This is a genomic window from Thioalkalivibrio sp. ALE12, from assembly GCF_000381105.1.
Lineage (GTDB): Bacteria > Pseudomonadota > Gammaproteobacteria > Ectothiorhodospirales > Ectothiorhodospiraceae > Thioalkalivibrio.
The window spans coordinates 211,449-235,797 of record NZ_KB905908.1 but is presented as its reverse complement, the minus strand read 5'-3'; the positions used below and the strand labels follow the sequence as shown (position 1 = coordinate 235,797).

The following is a 24,349-nucleotide window of genomic DNA, read 5'->3' as shown; positions in this document are numbered from 1 at the left end:
TCATGTACCCGCTGGTGTTGCGGTCCGCTGGTGTCGCTCGGCTACACTGCGCTCATCGCATCTTGTTCGCACGCTGGAAAGCGGCTCGAGCGCGAGCGTGCACATGAATCAGCGTTTCCCTTGCGCGCCCGGCCGGGTTCCCGGCGAGGGGCTGCCCATTGCAACATCCACAGAGTTCACTGAATGCCAAGACAACGTCGCAAGACCCCCGCCGATCCCAACTTCGAGCGCGAGGCGCAGAAGTACGACAACCCCATCCCCAGCCGCGAGTTCATCCTCGGGCTCCTGCAGGAAGCCGACAACCCGCTGTCCTACGACGAGATCGCGGAGCGGCTGCAGATCGACGATGACGATCGCCTCGAGGCCCTGCGCCGCCGCCTGAAGGCGATGGAGCGCGACGGCCAGGCCCTTTGCAATCGCCGAGGGGCCTATCTGCCGGTCAACCAGGAAGATCTGATCCGCGGCCGTGTGATCGGGCATCCGGACGGCTTCGGCTTCCTGGTGCCGGACGAGCAGGACGACGATCTGTTCCTGTCGCCCAAGCAGATGCGCGGCGTATTCCATGGCGACCGGGCGCTGGCCCGGGTCATGGGCGTGGATCGCCGCGGCCGCCGTGAAGGCGGGATCGTGGAGGTCCTCGAGCGCAACACCACCCAGGTGGTCGGGCGCCTGAAGATCGAGGACGGGGTCGGTGTCCTGACCCCGGACAACAAGCGGATTACCCACGACATCCTGGTGCCGCCGGACGGCCTGGGCGAGGCGCAGGACGACCAGATCGTGGTGGTGCGTATCCGCGAATCCGCCTCGCGCACCGCGCGCCTGAAGGGCGATGTGCTGGAGGTCCTGGGCGAACACATGGCCCCGGGCATGGAGATCGACATCGCGATCCGTGCCCATGGCCTGCCGCACGAGTGGCCGGACGAGGTCACGGCCGCCGCCGACGCACTGGGTGCCGAGGTCGCCGAGAAGGACAAGAAGGGCCGTCTGGATCTGCGCGAGAAGCCGTTTGTCACCATCGATGGCAGTGATGCCCGCGACTTCGACGACGCCCTGTACTGCGAGCCGGAGGGCAAGGGCTGGCGCCTGTGGGTCGCGATCGCCGACGTGTCCCATTATGTCGAGCGCGATGCGGCCCTGGACCGCGAGGCCCGCACCCGCGGCACCTCGGTGTACTTCCCCGACAACGTGATCCCGATGCTGCCGGAGGCCCTGTCCAACGGCCTGTGCTCGCTGAACCCGAAGGTGGATCGGTTGAGCATGGTCTGCGAGATGGAGATCGGCGCGCGCGGGGCGCTGAAGAGCTATCGCTTCCACGAGGGCCTGATCCGCTCCCACGCGCGCCTGATCTACGACGACGTGGCGGCGATGCTCGACGGCAACACGGCCCTGCGCGAGCAGAACGCCCATGTGATGCCGCACCTGGAGACCCTGCACAAGGCCTTCAAGGCCCTGCACGCGGCCCGCAATCGCCGCGGCGCGATCGACTTCGACACCACCGAGACCAAAATCGTATTCGGCGAGGACCGCAAGATCGAGCAGATCGTCCCGACCGAGCGCAACGATGCCCATCGCCTGGTCGAGGAATGCATGATCATGGCGAACGTCGCGGCGGCGCGGTTCCTGAAGAAGCACAAGGTGCCGGCGCTTTATCGTATCCACGACCAGCCGCCGGCGGAAAAGGTCGAGGAACTGCGCGAGTTCCTGAATGGCGCGGGCCTGAGCTTGGGCGGCGGGGCCGAACCTACGCCGGCCGACTACACCACCGTGCTGAAGGCCGCGCGCCAGCGCTCGGACCAGCAACTGATCCAGACGGTGCTGCTGCGCTCGTTGAGCCAGGCGGTGTACGCCCCGGAGCTGGACGGGCACTTCGGTCTGGCGCTGGACGACTACGCGCACTTCACCTCGCCGATCCGGCGCTATCCCGACCTGCTGGTGCACCGCGGCATCCGTCATGTGCTGCGCAAGGGCAGTGGCAAGGCGTTCCCGTATTCGCACAGCGACATGGAATCCCTGGGCGAGCACTGCTCGATGGCAGAGCGTCGCGCCGACGATGCGACCCGCGATGCCGAGGCCTGGCTGAAGGCCGAGTACATGCAGGACAAGGTCGGGGAGACCTTCACCGGCGTGGTCTCCGGCGTAACCGGGTTCGGGCTGTTCGTCGAGATCAAGGATGTCTACATCGAGGGCCTGGTCCACGTGACCAGCCTGGACAATGACTTCTACCACTTCGACCCGACCCGTCACACCCTGACCGGCGAGCGCGGCGGGCGGGTGTTCCGTATTGGGGACGAACTGCAGGTGCAGGTGGCCCGGGTGAGTCTGGATGATCGCAAGATCGACCTCGCGCTGGCCGGGGAACCGGGCAAGCCGAAGCCGACGGACGCGCCACCGAAGAAGCGCAGCCGCCGCAGCAAGCGCCGCAAGGATGCCGAGACCGCCCCGGCCGCCACCCCGGCGGACGAGACCCAGCCGGCCGAAGCTGCGGCGGACCCGGCTCCGGCCGAGCCGCAGGCACCCGCCGCCGACGACGAGGCCCCGGCACCGAAGAAGAAGCGTCGCCGTCGCGGCGGTCGCCGCCGTGGTTCGGCCTCCGGTGACACGACCCCGGACCCGGCTCCCGAGCCGGGGAACGAGGCGGCCCCGGCGTCCGACGCTGACGAGGGTATTCCCGATGCCCCGGAACCCGGCAACGAGGCGGTCCCGCCGCCGCGACCGGAGGCCGACAAGGACGGCAACACCATCGTCGAGTCGGAGCCGCAAGCCCAGGGGGCGGGCAAGAAGCCCGCAGGTTCCGGCCGTCGCCGCAGCCGTCGCCGGCGTCCCTCCTCGTCCTGAGGCACCACCCGGTGAGTGCGCAGGGCCATCCATCGCGAGGGACAGTACCCCCGCGCGAGCGCGCGGCGGGTTCGCGGCCGGCTGTGTCCCGTGGAGGGATGTGGTGAGCAAGGGCGGCAAGGGCAGCCGCGCGGAGACCTTCGGCGGTATTCATGCGGTGGCGGCGGTACTGGAGCGTGCCCCGGAACGCGTGAAGCGCCTGCAACTCGCGACCGACCCGGTCGAGCCCGCGCTGGAGCGCCTGCTGCACCGTGCCCGCGCCTGTGGTCTCACGGTGGAGCGGGTGGGCCGCGAGCGCCTGGACCAGCAGCACCCGGGATTCCAGAACCAGGGCGTGATCGTGCACTGCACCCCGCGTCCGGTGGTGGATGAAAAGAGCCTGATCCAAAGGGTGCGCGATGGTCTGGACCTCGTGCTGGTTCTTGACGGGGTCACCGACCCCCACAACCTCGGGGCCTGCCTGCGCACCGCCGATGCGGCGGGGGCCGGCGCGGTGGTCATGCCGCGCCACCACAGCGCTGCCCTGACCCCGGCGGCCATCAAGGTGGCATCGGGCGCGGCCGAAACGGTACCGGTGGTGACGGTCGGGAATCTCGCGCGGACACTGGCCGCGCTCAAGCAGGCCGGCATGTGGACCGTCGGCCTTGCGGGCGAGGCCGGGGTAAGGCTCTACGCGCTGGACCTGCGCCCGCCGACCGCGATCGTGATGGGGGCCGAGGGCGAGGGCCTGCGCCGGCTCACCCGGGAGGCCTGCGACCACCTGGCCGCCTTGCCCATGCACGGGACGGTGGAGAGCCTCAATGTCTCCGTGGCCACCGGGGTAACCCTGTTCGAGGCGGTGCGCCAGCGCCAGGCCGGCGCGCCGGACTGAGGGCGTCGGCCGCCTGGCCTGTTCGTCGCTTGTTGTTGTCGCCCGCTTCGGTTATCGTATCGCGCCTTTCTGCCCCGCGGGTGCGCCCGCGGAGTCGAACCCTTGCCTCACCGCGTGGACGGGAGGCTGATACCCGCAAGGAGTTCCCGATGCGTCACTACGAAGTTGTATTCCTGGTCCACCCGGACCAGAGCGAGCAGGTCCCGGCGATGATCGAGCGCTACAAGGGCCTGGTCGAAGGCCACGAAGGCAAGATCCACCGCCTGGAAGACTGGGGCCGCCGTCAGCTGGCCTACCCGATCCAGAAGCTGGTGAAGGCCCACTACGTGCTCATGAACATCGAGGCCTCGGAAGAGGCGATGGAAGAGCTCGCCAGCGCCTTCCGGTTCAACGATGCCGTGCTGCGCCACCTGGCGATGCGCATGGAAGAGGCAGTGACCGAGACCTCCCCGCTGGCCAAGGGCCAGGAAGAGGAAGGCTCCAAGGGCCGTCGCCGCGAGCGCGACGACGAGGGTGGCGAAGCCGCCTCCGACGACTCGGCCGCCGCCGAGTAAGTCCCGCCCGTTCGTTGACCGATTGATTTAAGGAGATCTGACATGGCCCGTTTTCCGCGTCGCCGCAAGTACTGCAAGTTCACCGCCGAAGGCATCGATTACATCGATTACAAGGACCTGAACCTGCTCAAGGGTTTCGTCACCGAGACCGGCAAGATTGTGCCCAGCCGCGTCACCGGCACCAGTGCGAAGTACCAGCGTCAGCTGGCTACCGCCGTGAAGCGTGCGCGCTTCCTCGCCCTGCTGCCGTACAGCGACAACCACTAAGTCACGTACCGGTTCGCCGGGGGCCGTCGCCATGCGCGTACTGGCCGAATTCGCGATGAAAAGCCGGGGCCGCGCCGTGGGCGCGGTCGCCGGCTTTGGCGTGGCAGGGCTGTTCCTGCCGCCGGTGGCCCTGCTCAGCAGTGCGCTGATCGCGCTGGTGGGCCTGCGCATCGGGCTCGGGCAGGCGCTGCTGGTGATGGCGCTGTCCGCGGTCGTGCTCGGGGTGGCGATGTTTGCCCTGATGCCCGAGGCCCCGCTGTTCGCGGGGGTGGTGGCCGGGGTGGTGCAATGGGCGCCGGTGGCGCTGCTGGCGGAGCTGCTGCGACGGACCGTCTCGTGGCGCAGCACGCTGCAGGCCGCCGCCGGGGTCGCCGGGTTCGGGGTGCTGGCCGTCCATATGCTCGTCCCGGATCTCGAGTCCACCTGGGCCGAGGCCGGAATGAGACTGCTGGGGCCCCTGGTCGAAGGTAGCGAGACCGGTCCGCAGGAACTCGAGGCGGCGTTGCGCCGCGCCGCCCCGTACCTGACCGGGCTGTTTGCCGGGATCCTGCTGCTGAGCCTCACGCTCTCGGTGCTCCTGGGTCGCTACTGGCAGGCGCTGCTGTACAACCCGGGGGCGTTCGGCGAGGAGTTTCGGGCACTGCAGTTCGGGCGCGCCACAAGCGCGGCCACGCTGCTGCTGGCGGGGATCGGCCATCTGGGCCCGGTGCCGCTGGCGACCGAACTGGCGTTCATCCTCGCGGTGCTGTTCTTCCTGCAGGGGATCGCGCTGATGCACGCGCTGACCTTCCGTCAGGGCATGAGCAGCTTCTGGCTGGTGGGGATGTACGTCCTGCTGGCGCTGGCGATGCCGCAGATGTTCCTGCTGCTCGCCACCATCGGCGTCATCGACGCCTGGGCGGACATCCGCTCGCGGCTGGGCCCCGGCTCCGCATCGGGTGGGCAGGGCGGCGACAACAATCCGTGAGACCGGTCCGAGACCGGTGTAGAATGCGCCCCTTCGGGGGCTGATCAAACGTTACAGGAATACAAAGATGGAAGTCATTCTGCTGGAAAAGATCGATAACCTCGGCACCCTGGGTGACCGTGTCAACGTGCGTCCCGGTTTCGCGCGCAACTATCTGCTGCCGCAGGGCAAGGCCACGTTCGCCACCGCCGAGAACATCGCCGAGTTCGAGGCGCGTCGCGCCGAACTGGAGAAGGCCGCCGCCGAGGCCCTCGCCGCTGCTGAGGCGCGCAAGGAAAAGCTGGACGGCACTGTGCTCGAGATCACCGCGAAGGCCGGTGGCGAAGGCAAGCTGTTCGGCTCCATCGGCCCGGCGGACATCGCCGACGCGCTGAGCGCCAAGGGCACCGAAGTCGAGAAGAAGGAAGTGCGCATGCCGGAAGGCCCGCTGCGTACCGCCGGCGAATTCGAGGTCGGGCTGCACCTGCACTCGGACGTGGATGTGGACATTCGCGTCGTTGTGATCGGCGAAGAGTGATCCGTCGGATGTCGGGAGGGTGGCCCCACCGGGTCGCTGATACCCGGCAGGTGGGCGGGTTCGTCGCATGAACTCGCCCATGACTCCGAATCCGCGGGTCCCCCCGCATTCCGAGGAGGCCGAACAGGCAGTCCTCGGAGGCCTGATGCTGGATAACGCCGCCTGGGACCGGGTGGCGGACCGCATTACCGCAGAAGACTTCTATCGCCACGACCACCGCCTGATCTTCCGGGCGGTGTCCACGCTGGCGGATCGCAATGCCCCGTTCGACATGGTCACCGTGTCGGAGCAGCTGGACCGTACCGCGGAGCTGGAATCCGCGGGGGGCATGGCCTATCTCGGCCGCCTGGCAGCGGAAACCCCCAGTGCCGCGAACATCGTGGCCTACGCCGATATCGTCCGCGAGCGCTCCATCCTGCGGTCGCTGATCTCGGTGGGCACCGAGATCGCCGATTCGGCCTATACCCCCGAGGGCCGCGACTCCAAGGAACTGCTGGACGTGGCGGAGCAGAAGGTGTTCCGCATCGCCGAGCAGGGCGCGCGCGGGGCCCAGGGCTTTCGCGGGATGAAGCCGCTGCTGACCGCGGCGGTCGACCAGATCGAGTATCTCTACGAAAGCCAGAACCCGATTACCGGGGTGGCCACCGGCTATCAGGATCTGGATGCCCTGACCTCCGGACTGAACCCGGGCGATCTGGTGATCGTCGCCGGGCGTCCGTCCATGGGCAAGACCTCGTTCGCGATGAACATCGCCGAGTACGTGGCGATGAAGAACTCCGAGCCGGTCGCGATCTTCTCCATGGAGATGCCCGGCGAGCAGCTGGCCATGCGCCTGCTGTCCTCCATGGGCCGGATTAACCAGCAGAAGCTGCGCTCCGGGCGCCTGGAGGACGGCGACTGGCCGCGTCTGACGAGCGCGGTGCAGATGCTCTCCGAGGCGCCCCTTTTCATCGACGACACACCGGCGCTGTCGCCCACCGAACTGCGGGCGCGCACCCGCCGCCTGATGCGCGAACACAAGGGGCTGGGTCTGATCGTCGTCGACTACCTGCAGTTGATGCAGTTTCCCGGCAGTGGCGAGAGCCGGGCCCACGAGATCTCCGAGATCTCGCGCGGGCTGAAGGCCCTGGCGAAGGAACTGAGCGTCCCGATGATCGCGCTGTCGCAGCTCAACCGCTCGCTGGAACAGCGCCCGAACAAGCGCCCGGTGATGTCCGACCTGCGCGAGTCCGGGGCCATCGAGCAGGACGCCGACATTATTGCCTTCGTCTACCGCGACGAGGTCTATAACGAGGAGTCCCCGGACAAGGGCACGGCCGAGATCATTATCGCCAAGCAGCGTAACGGCCCCATCGGCACCGTGCGCCTGACTTTCCGCGGGCAGTTCACCCGTTTCGAGAACTACGCCCCCGACGTCTACGGCGAGATCGGCCACGAGGCCTGACCCGGGACGTGAAGCGAGCGGCGACCATCCAGCTCGACCCCGAGGCCCTGCGGCACAACCTGGCCGTGGCGCGACGCCTGGCGCCCGGTGTCCCGATGTGGTCGGTGATCAAGGCCGAGGGCTACGGCCATGGGCTGATATGGGCCGCCGAGGCCCTGGCGGCGGCCAGCGACGGGCTCGCCGTCTCCCAGGTCGGCGAGGCCCGGGCGCTGCGCGCGGCCGGCTTCGACGGTCCGGTGCTGGTCCTGCAGGGGCCGCACGATGCCAGCGACGCACGCGCCTGTGCCGAGTTCGCCCTGCAGCCGGTCCTGCATGACACGGCTCAGCTCGATCATCTGGATGCCTCTGGCATCCGCCTCCCCGAGGTCTGGGTCAAGCTGAACACCGGCATGAACCGCCTGGGCTTCGAGCCGCGCCAGGCGGGCGAGGTGGCGATGCGCCTCCAGGCCGCCGGGCACGGGCAGCAGGGGCTGCACTGGATGACACACCTGGCCTGCGCCGACACGCCCGGCCACCCGCAGAATACTCACCAACTGGAATGCTTTGCCGGCGCCGTCGGGGCGTGGCCGGGATACCGCAGCGTGGCCAACTCCGCTGCGCTGTTCGCCGGCTGGGGCTCGGGCGGTGAGGGGGCCGCGTCCGGCGACTACTGGGCGCGGCCCGGCATCATGCTCTACGGGGCACACCCGGCCTCCGTGCCGGAGGATCGTCCGCCCGAAGGACCTGAGGGCGAGCTGCGCCCGGCGATGACGGTGCAGGCCCCGGTCATCGCGACCCAGCCGCTGGAGCCGGGCAGCCGCGTGGGTTATGGCGCCACCTGGACGGCCGATCGACCGGGTCGCGCCGGGATCGTCGCGATGGGCTATGCCGACGGCTATCCGCGTCATGCCCCGTCAGGCACGCCGGTGCGGGTCGGTGACCGGATCTGCCCGCTGATCGGCCGCGTGTCCATGGACATGCTGGCGGTGGACCTGACGGACTGCCCCCAGGCCGGGGTCGGTGATCTTGCCACGCTGTGGGGCAAGGGGCTGCCGGTGGAGCGGGTCGCGCGCGCGGCGGGCACCATCAGCTACGAGCTGCTGACCCGCGTCGCCGACCGCCTGCAGCCGGCGCACTGAGCCCGGTACACTGTGGCATCCCGCAGCCAAGGATGCCCCGATGACCGATTTCGACCCTGCCGATTACGACCCGCAGACCGTAGCCATCCGACATGGCTACCAGCGCACCCCGGAGGGGGAGCATTCCGAGGCGATCTTCCCCACCTCCAGCTTCGTGTTCGGCTCGGCCGCGGAGGCCGCGGCGCGCTTCGGCGGGGAGTCGCCTGGCAACATCTACTCGCGCTTCACCAACCCGACCGTGCGTACCTTCCAGGACCGCCTGGCGGCGCTGGAGGGGGGCGAGGCCTGTGTGGCCACCGCCTCCGGGATGTCGGCGATCCTCGCGACCATGATGGGCCTGCTGAAGGCCGGCGATCATGTGGTCTGCTCGCGTTCGGTGTTCGGCACGACCACGGTGCTGTTCAACAACTACCTCGGCCGTTTCGGTGTCGAGGTGACCTACGTCGAGCTGTCGAACCTCGAGGCCTGGGAGGCCGCCACGCAGCCCAATACCCGGCTGTATTTCTGCGAGACGCCGTCCAACCCGCTGGGCGAGGTGGTGGACATTGCCGCGCTGGCGGAGATCGCGCATCGGCACGACGCGCTGCTCGCGGTGGACAACTGCTTCTGCACGCCGATCCTGCAGCGCCCGCTGGATCTGGGCGCCGACATCATCATCCACTCGGCGACCAAGTTCCTCGACGGCCAGGGGCGCTGCCTGGGCGGCGCGGTGGTCGGTGATGCCGAGCGCGTCGGCAAGGACGTCTACGGCTTCCTGCGCACCGCCGGGCCGACCCTGTCGCCGTTCAACGCCTGGGTGTTCCTGAAGGGGCTGGAGACCCTGGCCCTGCGCATGCGCGCCCACAGCGACAACGCCCTCGCCCTGGCGCAGTGGCTGCAGGCCCACCCGAAGGTCACCGCCGTGCATTACCCGGGGCTCGAATCCCACCCGCAGCATGCGATCGCCAAGCGCCAGCAAAGTGGCTTCGGCGGCGTGCTGAGCTTCGAGGTCGCCGGCGGGCGCGAGGCCGCCTGGTCGGTGATCGACGCAACGAAATTCCTGTCGATCACCGCGAACCTGGGCGATACCAAGACCACCATCACCCATCCGGCCACCACTACCCACGGCCGTGTGGACCCGGACAAGCGGGAGGCTCAGGGCATTACCGAGGCCCTGGTGCGGGTCGCGGTCGGGCTGGAGGCGGTCGCCGACATCCAGCGCGATCTGGCCCGCGGGCTCGACGCGCTCTGACGCGGCTCCCGGGTCGACCGCACGGATATGTCCAGACCCGCATCCGGTGATGTCCATCCGAAGCCGCGCCGGCGTCCGCGCTGGCGCGTACTGCTGACGGTCGTTATTGGCTTCCACCTGCTGGGGTTCCTGTCGTCGCTGGATGCGCTGATGTCCACGCGGACGCCGCAGGGCGCGGTGGCCTGGATCGTGTCGCTCAACACCGTTCCCTATGTGGCCGTGCCGGCCTACTGGGTATTCGGCGCCAGCGAGTTTCGCGGCTACGTGGTCGCGCGCCGTGACGAAGACTCCGCTCTGGCGCGGGCCCTGCAGCCGAAGACAGAGGAGCTGTGGTCCCACCAGTACATCGCGCAAGAGCCGAGCAAGCACCTGGACGGGGTGCAGCGGCTCGCCCGCTGGCCGTTTCTCCACGGTAACGAGGTCGAGCTGCTAGTGGATGGCGAGGCGACCATCGACAGTATCTTTCAGGGGATCGAGCAGGCCGAGCGCTACCTGCTGGTGCAGTTCTATATCGTGCGCGATGACGAGATCGGGCGCGAACTTAAGCGACGGCTGGTGGAGCGGGCGCAGGACGGGGTCGAGGTCTACTTCCTGTACGACGAGATCGGCAGCTACCGCCTGCCCGGCAGCTATCTGGACGCCATGCGCGACGCGGGCGTCCATGTGCAGCACTTCCACTCGACCCGCGGGCGGGGCAATCGCTTTCAGCTGAACTTCCGCAATCACCGCAAGATCATGGTCGCCGATGGCGAACAGGGCTGGGTGGGCGGCCTGAACGTGGGGGACGAGTATCTAGGGCGGGACCCGAAGACCGGACCCTGGCGCGATACCCACCTGCGCATCGAGGGGCCATCCGCCCTCGCGCTGCAGTCGGTGTTCCTGGAGGACTGGCACTGGGCGACCGAAGACATCCCGGAGCTGGAATGGAAGCCGGCGATCATGGCGGACGACGGCGTCCCAGTACTGATCCTGCCCTCCGGCCCGGCGGACGAATTCGAGACCGCCAGCCTGATGATGCAACAGGTTATCCATGCGGCTGATCGGCGTATCTGGATCGCGAGCCCGTACTTCGTGCCGGACGAGGGCGTACAGGGCATGCTCAAGCTGGCCGCACTCAGTGGCGTCGACGTGCGCGTGCTGATCCCCGAGGTCACCGACAACCCGCTGACCACGCATGCGGCCTATGCCTTTCTGGGGCCGCTGCTGGATGCCGGCGTGCGCGTCTACCGCTATCAGGAGGGCTTCCTGCACGGCAAGGCCTTCGTGGTGGACGACATGGGCGCGGCGGTGGGGACCGTGAACCTGGACAACCGCTCGTTCCGGCTGAACTTCGAGGTCACCGCGCTGGTGCTGGATCCGGGGTTTGCCCACGAGTCCGCCCGCATGTTCGAGGCCGACTTCGCCCGCTCGCGCGAGATGACCCGGCAGGACGTGGACGACCTGCCGCTGTGGCGCCGCGTGGCCGCGCGGGCCGCCTATCTGCTGGCGCCGGTGCTGTAGGGAAACACGGATCAACGTACACGCGTGCGCGGCTTGATCTGTGTCACGCCGAACGCCGGTGCGGCTGCTAGACTTGCAGGCAGAATACCTTTTCGAGGCCGACACGTGTCGCGAGCCCTGCACCATCTGCTGAACCTGCTGATCGTCGCCGCCCTGTTGCTGGCGCCGATCGCTGGTGCCGGGATGATGCACGGGGATGCCGCGGACCGCATGACTGCGGCGGACCACTGCGCGGGTGAGGCAGCCGGATCGCCGTCGGAGTCCTTGTCTGCAGACTTCGTGATCCCGGCCGAGCCCTCGGCCTGCGAGATGCCCTGCGCGGTCTGTGGCGTCTGCGGGGTCTCGGGTTTGCCTTCACCCGCCGGCACGCCGGTCACGGCGGCCGCGCCCGTTTTGGTTTCCCTTCCCGTCGCCATGGGCCCCGGTACCCCCGCGGCACCGGATCTGCGCCCACCCCTCTGATTCCTCCCTGGCCGGGGTTCCACCCGGCTCCGGGTGATCGCGCATCACCCACGCACTGCGCATTACCGCGCTTTGCGTCTTTCACTCTGTCCCGGGGAGGACTACATCATGATGAATGAACAAGGTTTTGGCTGGATGGGCGGTATGGGTCTTGGCGGGGGCCTGATCGGGCTGCTCGTCCTGGTGCTGCTGATCCTCGGGATCGCCGCCCTGATCAAGTACCTGTTCGGCAATCGCTGAGGAGTCGCGCGATGACGACGGAAGCGAGGCCAGCGGACACCCGCGAGGCGGTGGTGATCGTCCCCGGCATGGGGTCGGACCACTGCGCGGGGATCGTGCGCGCGGCGCTGGAGAAGACCCCCGGCGTGGCCTCGGTGGGGACCAATATCGCCCGCCACCGGGTGACCGTGGGATACGACCCCGAGCAGGTGGGCCCGCAGGGGTTGCGGGCCGCGGTCGAGGGGGCTGGCTACGACGTCGCCCAAGTCGAGGGCGAAACGGGCGCCGCCGGTACGGTGCGTCTGGTGGTACCCGGCATGGGGTCGGACCACTGCGCGGGGATCGTGCGGGGTGCGATCGAGAAGCTGGAGGGCATCCAGGCGGTGCGCACCAACATCGGTGATCACCGTGTGACCATAGAACCCGGTCCCGGTGGCCCCGACGCCGAGGCCCTGCGCGCCGCGGTCGAGGGGGCCGGCTATGACGTGGCGGCGTTGGAGACCGAGGAGGCCGGCAGCGAGGCGGACGATGCCGAGATTGACGCGGCCTATCTGAAGCAGGCCTGGCGCCGGCTGTGGATCGCGATGATCCCGACCATCGCGATCATGGTGCTGATGATGCCGCACATGTTCTGGCAGGAGATCCCCGGCTATCTGCTGATCATCGCCGTGCTGGCGTTCCCGGTGGTGTTCATGGCCGGGGGTGCGGCCACCCACCGTTCGTCCTGGCGCGCGCTGAAAAGCGGCAGTCTGAACATGGACGTGCTGATCTCCATGGGCTCGCTGCCGCCCTATCTGCTGGGGCTGATCGGCTTTGTCTACCCGATGACCTCGTTCATCGAGATGGCCGCGACCATCATGGCCTTCCACATGCTCGGGCGCTACCTGGAGTACCGCGCCAAGGGCGAGGCCTCCTCTGCGATCCGCAAGCTGCTGGATCTGGGCGCGAAGTCGGCCCGGGTGGAACGCGACGGCGAAGAGATCGAGGTGCCGGTGAAATCGCTGCAGGTGGGCGAGGTGATGATCGTGCGCCCGGGCGAGAAGATCCCCACCGATGGCGAGGTGGTTGCCGGCGAGAGCACCGTGGACGAATCCATCGCCACTGGCGAGTCGGTGCCGGTGGACAAGGGCGAGGGCGATAGCGTGCTCGGCGCGACCCTGAACCAGCAGGGGCGGTTGAAGGTGCGTGCGACCCGTGTGGGGGCCGACACCTTCCTGTCGCAGGTGATCCGTCTGGTGAACGAGGCTCAGGGTTCGCGGGTGCCGGTTCAGGAGCTGGCGGACCGTATCACCGCGCGCTTCGTGCCGGCGGTGCTGGTGATCGCACTGGCTGCGTTCGCGGCCTGGTTGGCGTTCTCCGGGGCGCTGCAGCCGATCCTGATCTGGGGCGAGGGCTTCCTGCCGTGGGTGGACTCGGAGCGGCCGCCGATCGTGCTGGCCATCCTCGCGGCCATTGCCGTGCTGGTCATCGCCTGCCCCTGCGCGCTGGGGCTGGCCACGCCCACCGCGCTGATGGTCGGCTCCGGCATGGGGGCCGAGCGCGGGGTGCTGATCCGCTCGGGCTCCGCGATCCAGACGCTGAAGGACATCCGTGTGATCGTGCTCGACAAGACCGGAACCATCACCCGCGGGCAGCCGGCCCTGACCGACGTGATCGCGGCCGAGGGCTTCGATGACGCCCGCGTACTGGGCGCGGCCGCGGCCGTGGAGGCCGGCTCCGCGCACCCGCTGGCGGAGGCCATCGTGCAGGGCGCGCGCGACCAGGAACTGGCGATTGCCGAGGTCGAACAGTTCCAGTCGCACACCGCGCGCGGGGTGGAGGCCCACCTCGACGGGGAACGCGTCCTGGTCGGCAGCCAGCGGCTGCTGGAGGAGCAGGGCCTGGATCCGTCCGGCCTGCTGGAATCGCTGCGGCAGTTCGAAGATGCCGGGAAGACCGCGATGCTGGTGGCCATCGGCGATCGACCGGCCGGCATCGTCGCGGTCGCCGACACCCTCAAGGAAGAGTCGCAGAGCGCCATCGAACAGCTGCATGGCCTGGGCATCCGCTGCGTAATGGTCACCGGCGACAACGAGCGCACCGCGAAGGCCGTGGCCGCGCAGGTCGGGATCGACGAGGTCCGCGCCGGCGTGCTTCCGGAGGGCAAGGTCGAGGCGATCCGCGAACTGCAGGCCGAGTACGGCGACCACGTGGCGATGGTGGGTGACGGCATCAATGATGCCCCGGCCCTGCAGCAGGCAAACGTCGGCATCGCCATCGGCGCCGGCGCGGACGTGGCCATCGAGGCCGCCGACGTGACCCTGGTGCGCGGCGAGCTGACCAAGGTCGTCGAGGCCGTACAGCTCTCGCGCCTGACCTTCCGCAAGATCGTCCAGAACCTGTTCTGGGCCTGGGGCTACAACAGCGCCGCCATCCCCATCGCCGCCGTCGGCCTGCTGCACCCGATGATCGGCGTGATCGCCATGACCGCCAGCTCGCTGTCGGTCATCGGCAACTCCATCCTGCTGCGCCGCAGCATGCCGACTGGCGAGCGTTGAGCGGGTATCCTGTGCCGCATGCAAGCATCGAACCCGAATCCTGAATCCGCGCCGGAGTCCCCGGTCGTTTATCGCGCGGCCGAGGCCGCGTTGCGCGAGCGGGACCCGGAGACCAAGTGCGAGCGGGCGCTGGAGCTCATACGCGGTTGGTGGGCGGGCGAGCTGGAGGCCGGGAGTGCCCCGGCACCGGAACGCATGGAGGTACCGGGGCGGCCCGAACACCCCGTGCTGGTGCACCCGAAGGATCTTCCTCGGCGCGGGCTGCACACCACGGCCGGGCGGGTGGCGCTGGTGCACGCGGTCGCGCATATCGAGTTCAACGCGATCAATCTGGCGCTGGACGCCGTCTATCGCTTTCGCGACATGCCGGCGCCGTTCGTCAGCGACTGGCTGCAGGTGGCGGCCGAGGAGGCGCGCCATTTCCGGCTGTTGCGTGCGCGGCTCAACGAGCTGGGGGCGGACTACGGCGACCTGCCGGCCCACAACGGGCTGTGGGAGGCCGCACTCGCGACCGACCACGACGTGATGATCCGCATGGCCCTGGTGCCGCGCGTGCTGGAGGCGCGCGGGCTGGACGTGACCCCGGGCATGATCGAGCGCCTGGCAGCAGCGGGCGATCACGCGACCGTGGCGCTTCTCGAGATCATCCAGCGCGAGGAGGTCGCCCACGTGGCGATCGGCACGCGCTGGTTCCGGGAGCTGGCCCATGCACGGGGGCTCGATCCCGAGCCGCTGTTCCTCGAGCTGCTGGCCGAGTACATGCCGGGCCGAGTACGCCCGCCCTTCGCCCACGAGGCACGCCGCGCCGCCGGCTTCACCGACTCCGAGATGGCGCAACTGGCGGCCCAGGCCACCACCGAACCGTCGGCATAGCCCCGACCGCCTGCCTCGTGGTGGCTGGTCCTGGTTCGGCCTCGGGTGTTTACGGTGCCTTCGGTCCGCATACTGCCTGGCGCTGACTCGCCAGCGCGCCGCGAGTGACTTCTTTGCTCGTGCAAAGAAGTCACCAAGAAACACGCCCGACTGCCGCGACCCCGGCCCGCTGTGCGGGCCGGGGTTTCCCTCGCTCCGAGGGTTTTCGCGGGCGGCGCTGAACTCGCTACGCCTGCGGCTCCGCTCAGACATCCAGCGCCTCTGATCCCGCGAAAACCCTCTCCACTCGGCGCGACGACAACGGGGAGGGTCAAGGTCAAGACAACGGCCATCCCGACGGTCTAGCCAGTGGATGAAGGCTAGGTCTTCGCACATCTTGGGCACGCTCGGCCTTCGGCCGTTGCGTGCCGCGCCCGCGGTGCGGGCGCCGGGGGCTTTCGGACGGCGTTGCCTATGGTTAGGCGCAAACGTGGGGACACGTTCGGTTTTGACCTTCGCCTCCCGTATGGAGCCCCTCGTGGAGGGCGTGATGGGCCGGCCCGTTTTCTATAAATTCGGGGCGCTGGATGTCTGAGCGGAGCCGAAGGCGCAGCGAGTTCAGCGCCGCCGGCCCAGCGCGTCCGGAGCGAGGTTCCCGGGCGAAATCCGGGTGCCCTTCTTTGGGCACTTTCTTGGGCAAGCAAGAAAGTGCCTCGGGGCGCGCTGGCGAGTCAGCGCCGGGCAGGCGGCGGACCGAAGGCACGTTAACACCGGATGCAGAACCAGGCCCAGCCACAACAAGGCAGGCGGTCGAGCGAATCCGCCGGAAACACCGACGACGACCCGGAGCGAGCCGGGCAACAGCGCGAAGGGCGTGGTTCAGGCGTGCAGCAGGTGCGCCGGGTAGGGCGAGCCGTCCAGTTCGCGCAGGACGGGGCCGGTCGCCGCGACCTCCAGGTAGCCCGGGTGCTCGTCCCAGGCCGGGAGCACGCAGCGCTGGCGCGGCTGACCATCGACCGCCAGGTCGTGGATCGCGGGGCGGTGGGTATGGCCATGGATCATCAGTGGGACATCGGCGTCGCGGAAGGTGTCCGCCACGGCGTTCGCATTCACGTCCATGATGGCGTCGGCCTTCATCCGGCTGTTGTCACGACTGGTGGCACGCATGGCCTCGGCCTGGCGGATGCGTTCCTCCAGCGGATGGGCGAGGAACGCCCGCTGCCATTCGCCGCCGCGTACTTGCTGGCGAAAGGCCATGTGCTCGGTGTCGTCGGTGCACAGGGAATCGCCATGCAGCAGCACGGCGGGCCCGCAGGGCAGGGCCGCATGCAATGGCTCGGGCGCCAGCTGCATCCCCGCCCGTTTGGCGTAGTCCGGGCCCACGAGAAAATCCCGGTTGCCGTGGATGAAGGCGACCGGGATCTCGAGTGTCTGCAGGGCCTCGGCGAGCTGTTCGGCCGCCGGGAAGCCGGCGTCATCGCCCACCCAGTATTCGAACAGGTCGCCGAGGATGTACAGCGCCGAGGCGCTGCGCGCCGGCCCCTTCAGGAAGGCAAGTACGGCCTCCAGCAGGGGGCCGGGCTCGCGATCCAGGTGCAGGTCGGAGATGACCAGGGCCGGCGCGCTCGAAGCCACGGGGTGGCTCAGTCCTCGACGCGTTTCACGCTTTCCATCACGACCGGCTCCTGCGGCACATCCTGGTGCATGCCGGAACGCCCGGTGGGCACGGACTCGATCTGACGCACGACGTCCATGCCCTCGGTCACCTTGCCGAAGACCGCATAACCCCAGCCCTGCGCATTCGGGGCCGTGTGATTGAGGAAGTCGTTGTCGTTCACGTTGATGAAGAACTGCGCGGTGGCCGAGTGCGGATCCTGGGTGCGGGCCATGGAGATCGCACCCACCTCGTTCTTCAGGCCGTTGTCCGCCTCGTTGCGGATCGGCTCGCCGGCGGACTTCTGACTCATGTTCTTGTCGAAGCCGCCGCCCTGGACCATGAAGCCCGGGATCACGCGGTGAAAGATTGTGCCGTCGTAGAAGCCATCATCCACGTAGGACATGAAGTTGGCGACCGTCTCCGGGGCGGCCTCGGCGTTGAGTTCCAGCACGATGCGGCCATGGTTGGTTTCGATCGCGACCTGCGGATTGGTATCGGCCATGGGGGCTCCTGAAAGCAGTAGGGCAAGAAGGGCGGTGGCCAGCACAATGGCAAGCCGGGTGCGGATGCGCTGCATGGTTCTGACCTCCGGGGAATTCGAGGGGAGCATGGTACCCGCCACCGGCGGGGGCTGCCAGCAGGCGCACCCGGGGGATGCGCATTCAATCGCGCCTCGCCCGGAGCGTGCGGGCGGAGGTCGCGGGGCGGCGCTGGTGAGGCCGCGGGCGCTCCGCTACCATGCGCGCGATGACGAACACCATGACCCGAACCCGTTTCGCCCCCAGTCCCACCGGCCTGCTGCATCTGGGCAACGTCCGCACCGCGCTGTTCAGCGCGCTGCTGGCGCGGTCGCGCGGCGGCCGTTTCCTGCTGCGGATCGAGGACACCGATGCCGAGCGCTCGCGGCCGGAGTTTGTCGAGGCCCTGCAGCGTGATCTCCGCTGGCTGGGCCTGGACTGGGACGAGGGCTTCGGCGCAGGGGGTGACGCCGGTCCCTACGCGCAATCCGAGCGCGGCGAACTCTACGCGGGTTATTACCGGCAGTTGATCGATCAGGGGCTGGCCTATCCGTGCTTCTGCTCGGCCGCCGAGCTGGACCGCGGGCGCAAGCGCATGCGCGCCCAGGGCAAGCCGCCGCGCTATCCCGGGACCTGCGCCCACCTGAGCGCGGAGGAGGCCGAGCGGCGCGCGGCCGAGGGGCAGAAGCCGACCCTGCGCTTTCGCGTGCCGCTGGGCCGGACGGTCCGTTTCGAGGACGGGGTACGCGGGCCGGTGAGCTTTCGGACCGACGAGATCGGCGACTTCGTGATCCGGCGCTCCGACGGCACGCCCGCCTTCTTCTTCTCCAATGCGATCGACGATGCCCTGATGGGCGTGACCGACGTGGTGCGCGGCGAGGACCATATCGCCAACACCCCGCGCCAGATGCTGCTGCTGGAGGCGCTGGGGCTGGTGGCGCCGGCCTATCACCACCTGCCGCTGGTGATGGGGCAGGACGGGGCGCCGTTGTCCAAGCGCAACGGCTCCGCCAGCGTCGAGGAGCTGCGCGCCGATGGCTATCTGCCGCTGGCGATCCTGAACCACCTGGCGCGGCTCGGGCATCGCTTCGAGTCGGACGAGTTGCTCTCGGCCGAGGCGCTGGCGGCCGGCTTCAGCCGCGAGCGGATCGGGCACAGCGCGGCCCGGCACGACCCGCAGCAGCTGGAACACTGGCAGTCGGAGGCCCTGCGCGGGCTGTCGGACGAGTCACTGCAGGCCTATCTGGAAGCGGCCGGTGTGCTCGAGGGGGTCGCCGCCGAAGAGCGACCGGCCCTGGCGCGCCTGCTGCGGGACAACATCAGCCGGGCGGCCGAGGCCCCGGTGTGGGTGGCGGCGTTCGCGGACGACCCGATGCCGTACAGCGACAGCGCCCGCGAGGAGCTGGCGGGGGCCGGGGCGGCGTTCTATGGCGCCGCGCTGGCGGCGCTGGATGAGGCCGAGGACTTCCCGGCGCTGGCCAAGGCCGTGGGGGCCGCGACGGGTGCCAAGGGCCGCAAGCTGTTCATGCCGCTGCGCGCAGCCCTCTCCGGGCAGACCTTTGGCCCGGAGCTGCCGCGGATCTGGGAGTATCTGGGGCGCGAGCGGGTGCGGGCGCGGCTGCGGGCCGCGCAGGAGATTGCCGCGGCCGGTTGAGCGGGGTCCCGGGCGGGCCCGGGCGCGTCCTCAGCCCGCTTCGTGGGTCCCGAAGGCGCGGGCGCGCAGGGTGTTGTCCAGCAGCATCGCGACGGTCATCGGGCCGACGCCGCCCGGCACGGGCGTGATCCAGGCGGCCTTCTCGGCGGCGGCATCGAATTCCACGTCCCCGGTCAGCGTCCCGTCGTCGCGGCGGTTGATGCCGATATCGATGACCGTGGCCCCCGGCTTGATCCAGTCGCCCTTGACCAGGCCGGGTTTGCCCACGGCCGCGACGACGATGTCGGACTGGCGGGCGATGGCGGCGGTGTCCGGCGTGAAGCGGTGGCAGATGGTCGGGGTGGCGCCGGCCAGCAGCAGCTCCAGGGCCATCGGGCGCCCGACGATGTTGGAGGCACCGATCACGCAGGCGGTGCGACCCTTGAACGGCTCCTCGATGTGGCGCAGCAACTGGATGACGCCCCAGGGCGTACACGGGCGCAGGCGCGGCACGCGCGCCACCAGGCGGCCGACGTTATACGGGTGGAAGCCGTCCACGTCCTTGGCCGGAGAGATGCGCTCGATCACCGTTTCCGGGTCGATGTGGTCGGGCAGGGGCAGCTGGACCAGGATGCCGTCGATGGTGCGGTCGGCGTTGAGCTGGTCGATCAGCGCCAGCAGGTCGGTCTGCGGGGTGCCGGCCGGCAGGTCGTAGGAGTGCGAGACGACGCCGACCTGTTCGCAGGCCTTGCGCTTGTTGCGCACGTACACCTCGGAGGCCGGGTTGGTCCCGACCAGGACCACGGCGAGACCCGGCGGACGCAGGTCGCGGGCGGTCATGGATTCGATCTCGGTCGCGATCCGTGCGCGGTGACTTTGTCCGATCGCGCGTCCGTCGATGAGCTGGGCCGTCATGGGGTCTCGCCTTGGAAGGAATGCCCGCGATCTTCCCATGGCGGGGGCGGGCGCTCAAGCCGACGCGGGCGGGAATCCGTGTTGTCGGCGGACGCAGGAAGAATCCGTTACAGCGCCGCGGAGAGGCTGGTTGTGGCGGGGCTGGCCTCGCAACGGTTGCGGCCGTCCTGCTTGGCGCGATAGAGCGCGTCGTCGGCGCGGGCGATCAGGGTCTCGGCGGTCTCGCTGGCTTGTGGGTCGCTGGCGAGGCTGGCGATGCCGACGCTGACGGTGACGGTCAGTTCGTCCGGGGCGCAGGGCGGGGCCGCCTGGTGCCCAGTCAGGGTGATCGGGGTACCGGCGATTGCGTTGCGCAGCTTGTCACCCAGGGCCATGGCCGCCTCGAGGTCGGTATGCGGGGCGATCACGACGAATTCCTCCCCGCCGAAACGCGCGGCCAGGTCGGAGCGCCGCAGTACCAGTCGCATGCGTTCGGCGAGGGTGGTCAGGATGTAGTCGCCGATCAGGTGACCGAGGCGGTCGTTGATCGGCTTGAACTGGTCGATGTCCAGCATCACCAGGGAGAGAGGCTGGCCGTAGCGCCGCGCGCGGGAGACCTCCTCTTCCAGCCGGCGATCCATGTGCCGCCGGTTGAACAGACCGGTCAGCGGGTCGGTGATGGATTCATGCTCCAGCCGCGTGACGCGGCGGATCTTTTCCACCGAGCTGTAGGTCAGGCCGACCACGGTGCAGACGAAACAGCCGCCCAGCAGGAAGATCACCGGGACCAGCAGGTCCGGCAGGCCCTGGTAGAGGCCCCAGTTCAACGGGATGTAGCCGAAATAGCCCAGGGTGAACACCGGGACCAGGAAGGCCATCATCTTCCAGCCCGTACGCACGCGGCTTTGCGGCAGTTGGCGCAGGAGCTGGGCGAGCTTCCACTGGGCGTACAGAAGGCCTGCCGCCCCCAGCACAATGGCCGTACTGGCTACCCAGTCGAGCATCCGTTTCTCCCTGCGACGCGGCCTTGCGTACGATTCGGTTTGACGTTACCACGACAGGCGGCTGCCGGGGGCGAGCCAGGTCGAAATTTCCCCCTTTTTCCTTGACCGGTCCCCTCTTCCGGCGCTACCATCCTGCGCTCGCTGTGTAGGCCCTTTTTGCGGGGACGGCTCGACGGGGTATAGCGCAGTCTGGTAGCGCGCCTGCTTTGGGAGCAGGATGTCGGGGGTTCGAATCCCTCTACCCCGACCATGGCTCCCGGCCAAGGCTTGCAGGCAGGTTCGAATCAGGCGCCATGGCCCCAATGCTCGGCGGTAACGCGCTCGTAGCTCAACCGGATAGAGCATCGGCCTTCTAAGCCGACGGTTGCAGGTTCGAGTCCTGCCGGGCGCGCCAGGGCCGCCCCTCGCGCAAGTAGCTGTACAGTGACACGGTGGTGACCGTAGCTCAGTTGGTAGAGTCCCGGATTGTGACTCCGGTTGTCGTGGGTTCGAGTCCCATCGGTCACCCCATCCCCTTTTGTTCCGGGGGCCGTTAGCTCAATTGGTAGAGCAGTGGACTCTTAATCCATTGGTTGTAGGTTCGATTCCTACACGGCCCACCATTTCCTTTTCGTTATTCCCTACAGGGTGCCTGGCGGCTGCTGCGGGCGTCTTTCTGTGTCTTGCTGGGTACACCTCCTGTCCGCCATTCCTTCACCTGTCGTTCAGATGCGCGGGCGTAAGCTAACCGCGTGATGTCCGATCAAGGCGGTTGGAAACGGCGGGAGGTGGAAAATGGCAGGGCGATTGTTTTTGATTATGGCATTGGTTGGTTCGGTGGCCTTTCTGACCGGATGTCAGACGATCAGCAAGCAGCAGACCGGGGCCCTGATCGGCGGGGCCGCCGGGGGCGCGATCGGCAGTCAGATCGGCGGCGGGCGCGGGCGTACCGCCGCGATTATTGCCGGCACCCTGGCGGGTGCGGCGATCGGCGGTTCGGTGGGGCGCAGCATGGACGATGTCGACCGGATGCGGGTGTCGCGCACGCTGGAGACGGTCCCGGACCGGCAGAGCTCGACCTGGCGCAATCCGAACACCGGGCATCAGTATCAGGCCACGCCCACCCGCACCTACCGTTCCTCGGGGCAGGACTGCCGCGAGTATCAGGTGCAGGCAACGATGGACGGATATCCGGAGACCATCACGGGCACGGCCTGCCGCGATGCCAGCGGGCGCTGGGTGAACGTCTGACGTCCAGGCGTGATCGCTCAGTCTTGGGTTCCGGTGGTAACCGGTCAAGCACGGCTGTCGAGAGCCGCGCAGCCACAAAAAAGCCCCGCATGAGCGGGGCTTTCTCGTTCCAGGCAAGGCCCGGACGGGTGCCGGCAACCGATCAGGAGCGGCGGTACATGTCCTCGGTGGTCGGAACGAAACCGAGGTTGTCCTCGCCGATACCCTTGACCTTGGGTTCGTTGAGGTCGCTGATGCGTACGTTGCCGTCCAGGCTGCGCAGGTATTCGGCGACACCATCCCAGATGTCGACCCCGACACCGCCCGGAACATTCTGCTGCACGCTGGCCCAGCCGGCGACGACGTATTCCTTGTCGGCATCCAGCTTGCGGCCGTCCAGTTCCATCTCGGAGATCCGGTTGCCGATCTCGGCGGTCGGATCGATGGCATATTTCAGGCCGCCGACGCGCACCATGTCGCCGCCCTGCTGGTAGAAGGGGTCGGCGTTGTAGAGGTTGTCCGCGACGTCTTCCAGGATGTCCTTGATCTGGGCCCCGGTGAAGGTGTTGCGGGTCATCTCCGGATAGGTCAGGCCGGTCTGGTCCATCACGTGCTCGAAGGTGATGGGCATGCCCGGCAGCACCGTGGTGCCCCAGCGGAAGCCCGGGGAGAAGGAGATCTGGGCGTCGTTGTATTCGATCAGGCCGTCGCAGATCAGCTGGTCGAAGGTGCCGTTGAAATTGCCGCGGCGGTAAAGCAGGTCGTCGGTGACCGCCAGTTCTTCGGACAGCTTTTCCTCCATGTTGAAGGTTTCGCCCTTCCAGGTGACCTCGCTGTTGCGCATGTTGTGGATGAACGAGGCCATGCCCGGGTGTTCCGGCAGCATCTCGGCGAACACCGGCACCAGGCGGTATTCCCAGTCCTGGATCGCGCCGTCGCGGAAGTCGAAGTCCAGCACGCCGACGAACTTGGCGTTGGAGCCGGCGTTGGTGACCAGGCAGGTGCCGCCATCGGGGCGCTCCACCGGCAGCGGCTGCGGCACGGCGTCGTGGGTGTGGCCACCCATGATGGCGTCCAGTCCCTCGACCATACCGGCCATCTTGATGTCCACGTCCATGCCGTTGTGCGACAGGGCGACGACGATCTCGGCGCCCTCCGCGCGGGCCGCGTTGACCTGTTCCTGCATGTCGTCCGGGCGGATGCCGAAGGACCACTGCTCCACCATCCAGCGCGGGTTGGCGATGGGGGTGTAGGGGAAGGCCTGACCTACGACCGCCACGTTCACGCCATTCATCTCGCGGATCACGTAGGGCTTGAAGATCCGATCACCCCAGTCCACGTCGCGCACGTTCTGGGCCACGAAGTCGATGCCTGCGTCGGCGAAGTCGCCGTTCACGACCTCTTCGACGCGGTCGGCGCCGTAGGTGAATTCCCAGTGGCCGGTCATGATGTCGATGCCCAGCAGCTTCTGTGCATCCACCATGTCCTGCGCGTTGGTCCACAGCGCGGAGCCGGAGCCGCCGCCCCAGGTATCGCCGCCATCCAGCAGGAGGGCGTTCGGGCGGGAGTCACGCAGCTTGTCGACCAGGGTCTTGAGGTGCGCGAAGCCGCCCACACGACCGTATTTCTCGGCCGCTTCCATGAAGTCGAGATTGGTGTAGGCGTGCGCGTAGATGCTGTCGCGCTCGATGTCGTAGTGCTTGAGGAAGTGCTCGCCCACGATATGCGGCGGGCGATTGCGCATGTCGGCCACGCCGAGGTTCATGTTCGGTTCGCGGAAGTAGATCGGCTTCAGCTGGGCGTGGCAGTCGGTGTAGTGCAGCAGGTGCACGTTGCCGAAGCGATCCAGCGCATCGTAGGGATCACCCGCGGTGCCGCCCTTGTTGTTGCTGCAGGCAGCGGTGCCCAGGGGGAAACCGGCGGCGCTGGCGGCGGCCAGCAACTGCATGAATTCTCGGCGTGAGATGTGCATGAGGAATCCTACCTCTCTATTCCGGGTTGGTGGTGAATGGCAGTAAAGACATTTTGCGACGCGAGGTAGACGATCCGTTGCCGGCGTG

General features: G+C 68.3%; 22 protein-coding genes and 4 tRNA genes. 21 read left to right on the top strand and 5 right to left on the bottom strand.

The features are described from left to right. The first annotated feature begins 183 nt into the window (after window positions 1–183). From rnr to F614_RS14985, 15 genes are all read left to right on the top strand, one after another. Complete coding sequence (gene rnr, locus F614_RS0108605) at window positions 184–2,835, top strand: ribonuclease R (RefSeq protein ID WP_019558719.1); 2,652 nt, start codon at window positions 184–186, stop codon at window positions 2,833–2,835. 103 nt (window positions 2,836–2,938) lie between these two features. Continuing rightward, complete coding sequence (rlmB, locus tag F614_RS0108600; RefSeq protein ID WP_019558718.1) at window positions 2,939–3,706, top strand: 23S rRNA (guanosine(2251)-2'-O)-methyltransferase RlmB; 768 nt, start codon at window positions 2,939–2,941, stop codon at window positions 3,704–3,706. Window positions 3,707–3,855: 149 nt separating this feature from the next. Next, window positions 3,856–4,260, top strand: a complete 405-nt coding sequence (gene rpsF, locus F614_RS0108595; protein ID WP_019558717.1) for a 30S ribosomal protein S6 — start codon at window positions 3,856–3,858, stop codon at window positions 4,258–4,260. 42 nt (window positions 4,261–4,302) lie between these two features. Further along, window positions 4,303–4,527, top strand: a complete 225-nt coding sequence (gene rpsR / locus F614_RS0108590; RefSeq protein WP_017940974.1) for a 30S ribosomal protein S18 — start codon at window positions 4,303–4,305, stop codon at window positions 4,525–4,527. A 31-nt stretch (window positions 4,528–4,558) separates the two neighbouring features. Then, window positions 4,559–5,494 (top strand): hypothetical protein, encoded by a 936-nt coding sequence (locus tag F614_RS0108585; RefSeq protein ID WP_019558716.1) that lies wholly within the window; start codon window positions 4,559–4,561, stop codon window positions 5,492–5,494. Window positions 5,495–5,561: 67 nt separating this feature from the next. Next, a complete protein-coding gene (gene rplI / locus F614_RS0108580) occupies window positions 5,562–6,011 on the top strand; it encodes a 50S ribosomal protein L9 (RefSeq protein WP_018867240.1) in 450 nt (149 codons plus the stop codon). 79 nt (window positions 6,012–6,090) lie between these two features. Next, window positions 6,091–7,455, top strand: coding sequence for a replicative DNA helicase (gene dnaB / locus F614_RS0108575; protein WP_019558715.1), 1,365 nt, complete (start codon window positions 6,091–6,093; stop codon window positions 7,453–7,455). Window positions 7,456–7,463: 8 nt separating this feature from the next. Beyond that, window positions 7,464–8,573: an alanine racemase gene (alr, locus tag F614_RS0108570; RefSeq protein WP_019558714.1), complete on the top strand. Its 1,110-nt coding sequence runs from the start codon at window positions 7,464–7,466 to the stop codon at window positions 8,571–8,573. A gap of 40 nt (window positions 8,574–8,613) precedes the next feature. Beyond that, window positions 8,614–9,804: an O-succinylhomoserine sulfhydrylase gene (locus tag F614_RS0108565; protein WP_019558713.1), complete on the top strand. Its 1,191-nt coding sequence runs from the start codon at window positions 8,614–8,616 to the stop codon at window positions 9,802–9,804. Between the two features lie 27 nt (window positions 9,805–9,831). Continuing rightward, window positions 9,832–11,304 carry a cardiolipin synthase gene (cls, locus tag F614_RS0108560; protein WP_019558712.1) on the top strand — a complete coding sequence of 491 codons (1,473 nt, stop codon included), beginning with the start codon at window positions 9,832–9,834 and terminating at the stop codon, window positions 11,302–11,304. Window positions 11,305–11,409: 105 nt separating this feature from the next. Then, complete coding sequence (locus F614_RS0108555) at window positions 11,410–11,766, top strand: hypothetical protein (protein WP_019558711.1); 357 nt, start codon at window positions 11,410–11,412, stop codon at window positions 11,764–11,766. A gap of 108 nt (window positions 11,767–11,874) precedes the next feature. Further along, window positions 11,875–12,006 carry a hypothetical protein gene (locus tag F614_RS15055; RefSeq protein WP_017940982.1) on the top strand — a complete coding sequence of 44 codons (132 nt, stop codon included), beginning with the start codon at window positions 11,875–11,877 and terminating at the stop codon, window positions 12,004–12,006. Between the two features lie 11 nt (window positions 12,007–12,017). Then, window positions 12,018–14,522, top strand: coding sequence for a heavy metal translocating P-type ATPase (locus F614_RS0108545; RefSeq protein ID WP_019558710.1), 2,505 nt, complete (start codon window positions 12,018–12,020; stop codon window positions 14,520–14,522). Window positions 14,523–14,540: 18 nt separating this feature from the next. Continuing rightward, window positions 14,541–15,395, top strand: a complete 855-nt coding sequence (locus F614_RS0108540) for a ferritin-like domain-containing protein (RefSeq protein ID WP_038037306.1) — start codon at window positions 14,541–14,543, stop codon at window positions 15,393–15,395. Window positions 15,396–15,747: 352 nt separating this feature from the next. Further along, window positions 15,748–15,969, top strand: coding sequence for a hypothetical protein (locus F614_RS14985; protein ID WP_081619701.1), 222 nt, complete (start codon window positions 15,748–15,750; stop codon window positions 15,967–15,969). Window positions 15,970–16,253: 284 nt separating this feature from the next. Here F614_RS14985 and F614_RS0108535 read toward each other — a convergent pair whose 3' ends face one another. Then, window positions 16,254–17,009: a UDP-2,3-diacylglucosamine diphosphatase gene (locus F614_RS0108535; protein ID WP_018867249.1), complete on the bottom strand. Its 756-nt coding sequence runs from the start codon at window positions 17,007–17,009 to the stop codon at window positions 16,254–16,256. An 8-nt stretch (window positions 17,010–17,017) separates the two neighbouring features. Beyond that, window positions 17,018–17,533 carry a peptidylprolyl isomerase gene (locus F614_RS0108530; RefSeq protein ID WP_018137548.1) on the bottom strand — a complete coding sequence of 172 codons (516 nt, stop codon included), beginning with the start codon at window positions 17,531–17,533 and terminating at the stop codon, window positions 17,018–17,020. Window positions 17,534–17,769: 236 nt separating this feature from the next. Here F614_RS0108530 and gltX point away from each other — a divergent pair, with 236 nt between their 5' ends. Next, complete coding sequence (gene gltX / locus F614_RS0108525; RefSeq protein ID WP_018867250.1) at window positions 17,770–19,203, top strand: glutamate--tRNA ligase; 1,434 nt, start codon at window positions 17,770–17,772, stop codon at window positions 19,201–19,203. A gap of 30 nt (window positions 19,204–19,233) precedes the next feature. Here gltX and folD read toward each other — a convergent pair whose 3' ends face one another. Further along, complete coding sequence (folD, locus tag F614_RS0108520) at window positions 19,234–20,097, bottom strand: bifunctional methylenetetrahydrofolate dehydrogenase/methenyltetrahydrofolate cyclohydrolase FolD (protein ID WP_018867251.1); 864 nt, start codon at window positions 20,095–20,097, stop codon at window positions 19,234–19,236. Window positions 20,098–20,204: 107 nt separating this feature from the next. Further along, window positions 20,205–21,080, bottom strand: a complete 876-nt coding sequence (locus F614_RS0108515) for a GGDEF domain-containing protein (protein WP_018867252.1) — start codon at window positions 21,078–21,080, stop codon at window positions 20,205–20,207. Window positions 21,081–21,253: 173 nt separating this feature from the next. Between F614_RS0108515 and F614_RS0108510 the strand changes: the two genes are divergently transcribed. The 5 genes from F614_RS0108510 (at window position 21,254) to F614_RS0108490 (ending at window position 22,310) form a co-directional block, all read left to right on the top strand. Further along, window positions 21,254–21,330 (top strand) — tRNA-Pro (locus tag F614_RS0108510). Between the two features lie 67 nt (window positions 21,331–21,397). Continuing rightward, window positions 21,398–21,474 (top strand) — tRNA-Arg (locus F614_RS0108505). 40 nt (window positions 21,475–21,514) lie between these two features. Beyond that, window positions 21,515–21,590: transfer RNA gene (locus F614_RS0108500), tRNA-His, on the top strand. A 16-nt stretch (window positions 21,591–21,606) separates the two neighbouring features. Then, a tRNA-Lys gene (locus tag F614_RS0108495) sits at window positions 21,607–21,682 on the top strand. Between the two features lie 196 nt (window positions 21,683–21,878). Further along, a complete protein-coding gene (locus F614_RS0108490; RefSeq protein WP_018877063.1) occupies window positions 21,879–22,310 on the top strand; it encodes an RT0821/Lpp0805 family surface protein in 432 nt (143 codons plus the stop codon). Between the two features lie 142 nt (window positions 22,311–22,452). On the opposite strand, the gene soxB is transcribed toward F614_RS0108490, so the two are convergent. Beyond that, window positions 22,453–24,261: a thiosulfohydrolase SoxB gene (gene soxB / locus F614_RS0108485; RefSeq protein ID WP_018877062.1), complete on the bottom strand. Its 1,809-nt coding sequence runs from the start codon at window positions 24,259–24,261 to the stop codon at window positions 22,453–22,455. Window positions 24,262–24,349: the final 88 nt, after the last annotated feature.

What these genes read in the sequence shown, in the direction of transcription:
- F614_RS0108585 (WP_019558716.1), top strand. Translation starts at nt 4,559, where the DNA reads ATGCGCGTACTGGCCGAATTCGCGATGAAAAGCCGGGGCCGCGCCGTG.
- rplI (WP_018867240.1), top strand. Translation starts at nt 5,562, where the DNA reads ATGGAAGTCATTCTGCTGGAAAAGATCGATAACCTCGGCACCCTGGGT.
- rpsF (WP_019558717.1), top strand. Translation starts at nt 3,856, where the DNA reads ATGCGTCACTACGAAGTTGTATTCCTGGTCCACCCGGACCAGAGCGAG.
- folD (WP_018867251.1), bottom strand. Translation starts at nt 20,097, where the DNA reads ATGACGGCCCAGCTCATCGACGGACGCGCGATCGGACAAAGTCACCGC.
- cls (WP_019558712.1), top strand. Translation starts at nt 9,832, where the DNA reads ATGTCCAGACCCGCATCCGGTGATGTCCATCCGAAGCCGCGCCGGCGT.
- dnaB (WP_019558715.1), top strand. Translation starts at nt 6,091, where the DNA reads ATGACTCCGAATCCGCGGGTCCCCCCGCATTCCGAGGAGGCCGAACAG.
- rpsR (WP_017940974.1), top strand. Translation starts at nt 4,303, where the DNA reads ATGGCCCGTTTTCCGCGTCGCCGCAAGTACTGCAAGTTCACCGCCGAA.
- F614_RS0108540 (WP_038037306.1), top strand. Translation starts at nt 14,541, where the DNA reads ATGCAAGCATCGAACCCGAATCCTGAATCCGCGCCGGAGTCCCCGGTC.
- F614_RS0108515 (WP_018867252.1), bottom strand. Translation starts at nt 21,080, where the DNA reads ATGCTCGACTGGGTAGCCAGTACGGCCATTGTGCTGGGGGCGGCAGGC.
- gltX (WP_018867250.1), top strand. Translation starts at nt 17,770, where the DNA reads ATGCGCGCGATGACGAACACCATGACCCGAACCCGTTTCGCCCCCAGT.
- F614_RS15055 (WP_017940982.1), top strand. Translation starts at nt 11,875, where the DNA reads ATGATGAATGAACAAGGTTTTGGCTGGATGGGCGGTATGGGTCTTGGC.
- soxB (WP_018877062.1), bottom strand. Translation starts at nt 24,261, where the DNA reads ATGCACATCTCACGCCGAGAATTCATGCAGTTGCTGGCCGCCGCCAGC.
- rnr (WP_019558719.1), top strand. Translation starts at nt 184, where the DNA reads ATGCCAAGACAACGTCGCAAGACCCCCGCCGATCCCAACTTCGAGCGC.
- F614_RS0108530 (WP_018137548.1), bottom strand. Translation starts at nt 17,533, where the DNA reads ATGGCCGATACCAATCCGCAGGTCGCGATCGAAACCAACCATGGCCGC.
- F614_RS0108565 (WP_019558713.1), top strand. Translation starts at nt 8,614, where the DNA reads ATGACCGATTTCGACCCTGCCGATTACGACCCGCAGACCGTAGCCATC.
- F614_RS0108545 (WP_019558710.1), top strand. Translation starts at nt 12,018, where the DNA reads ATGACGACGGAAGCGAGGCCAGCGGACACCCGCGAGGCGGTGGTGATC.
- F614_RS0108490 (WP_018877063.1), top strand. Translation starts at nt 21,879, where the DNA reads ATGGCATTGGTTGGTTCGGTGGCCTTTCTGACCGGATGTCAGACGATC.
- F614_RS14985 (WP_081619701.1), top strand. Translation starts at nt 15,748, where the DNA reads ATGAAGGCTAGGTCTTCGCACATCTTGGGCACGCTCGGCCTTCGGCCG.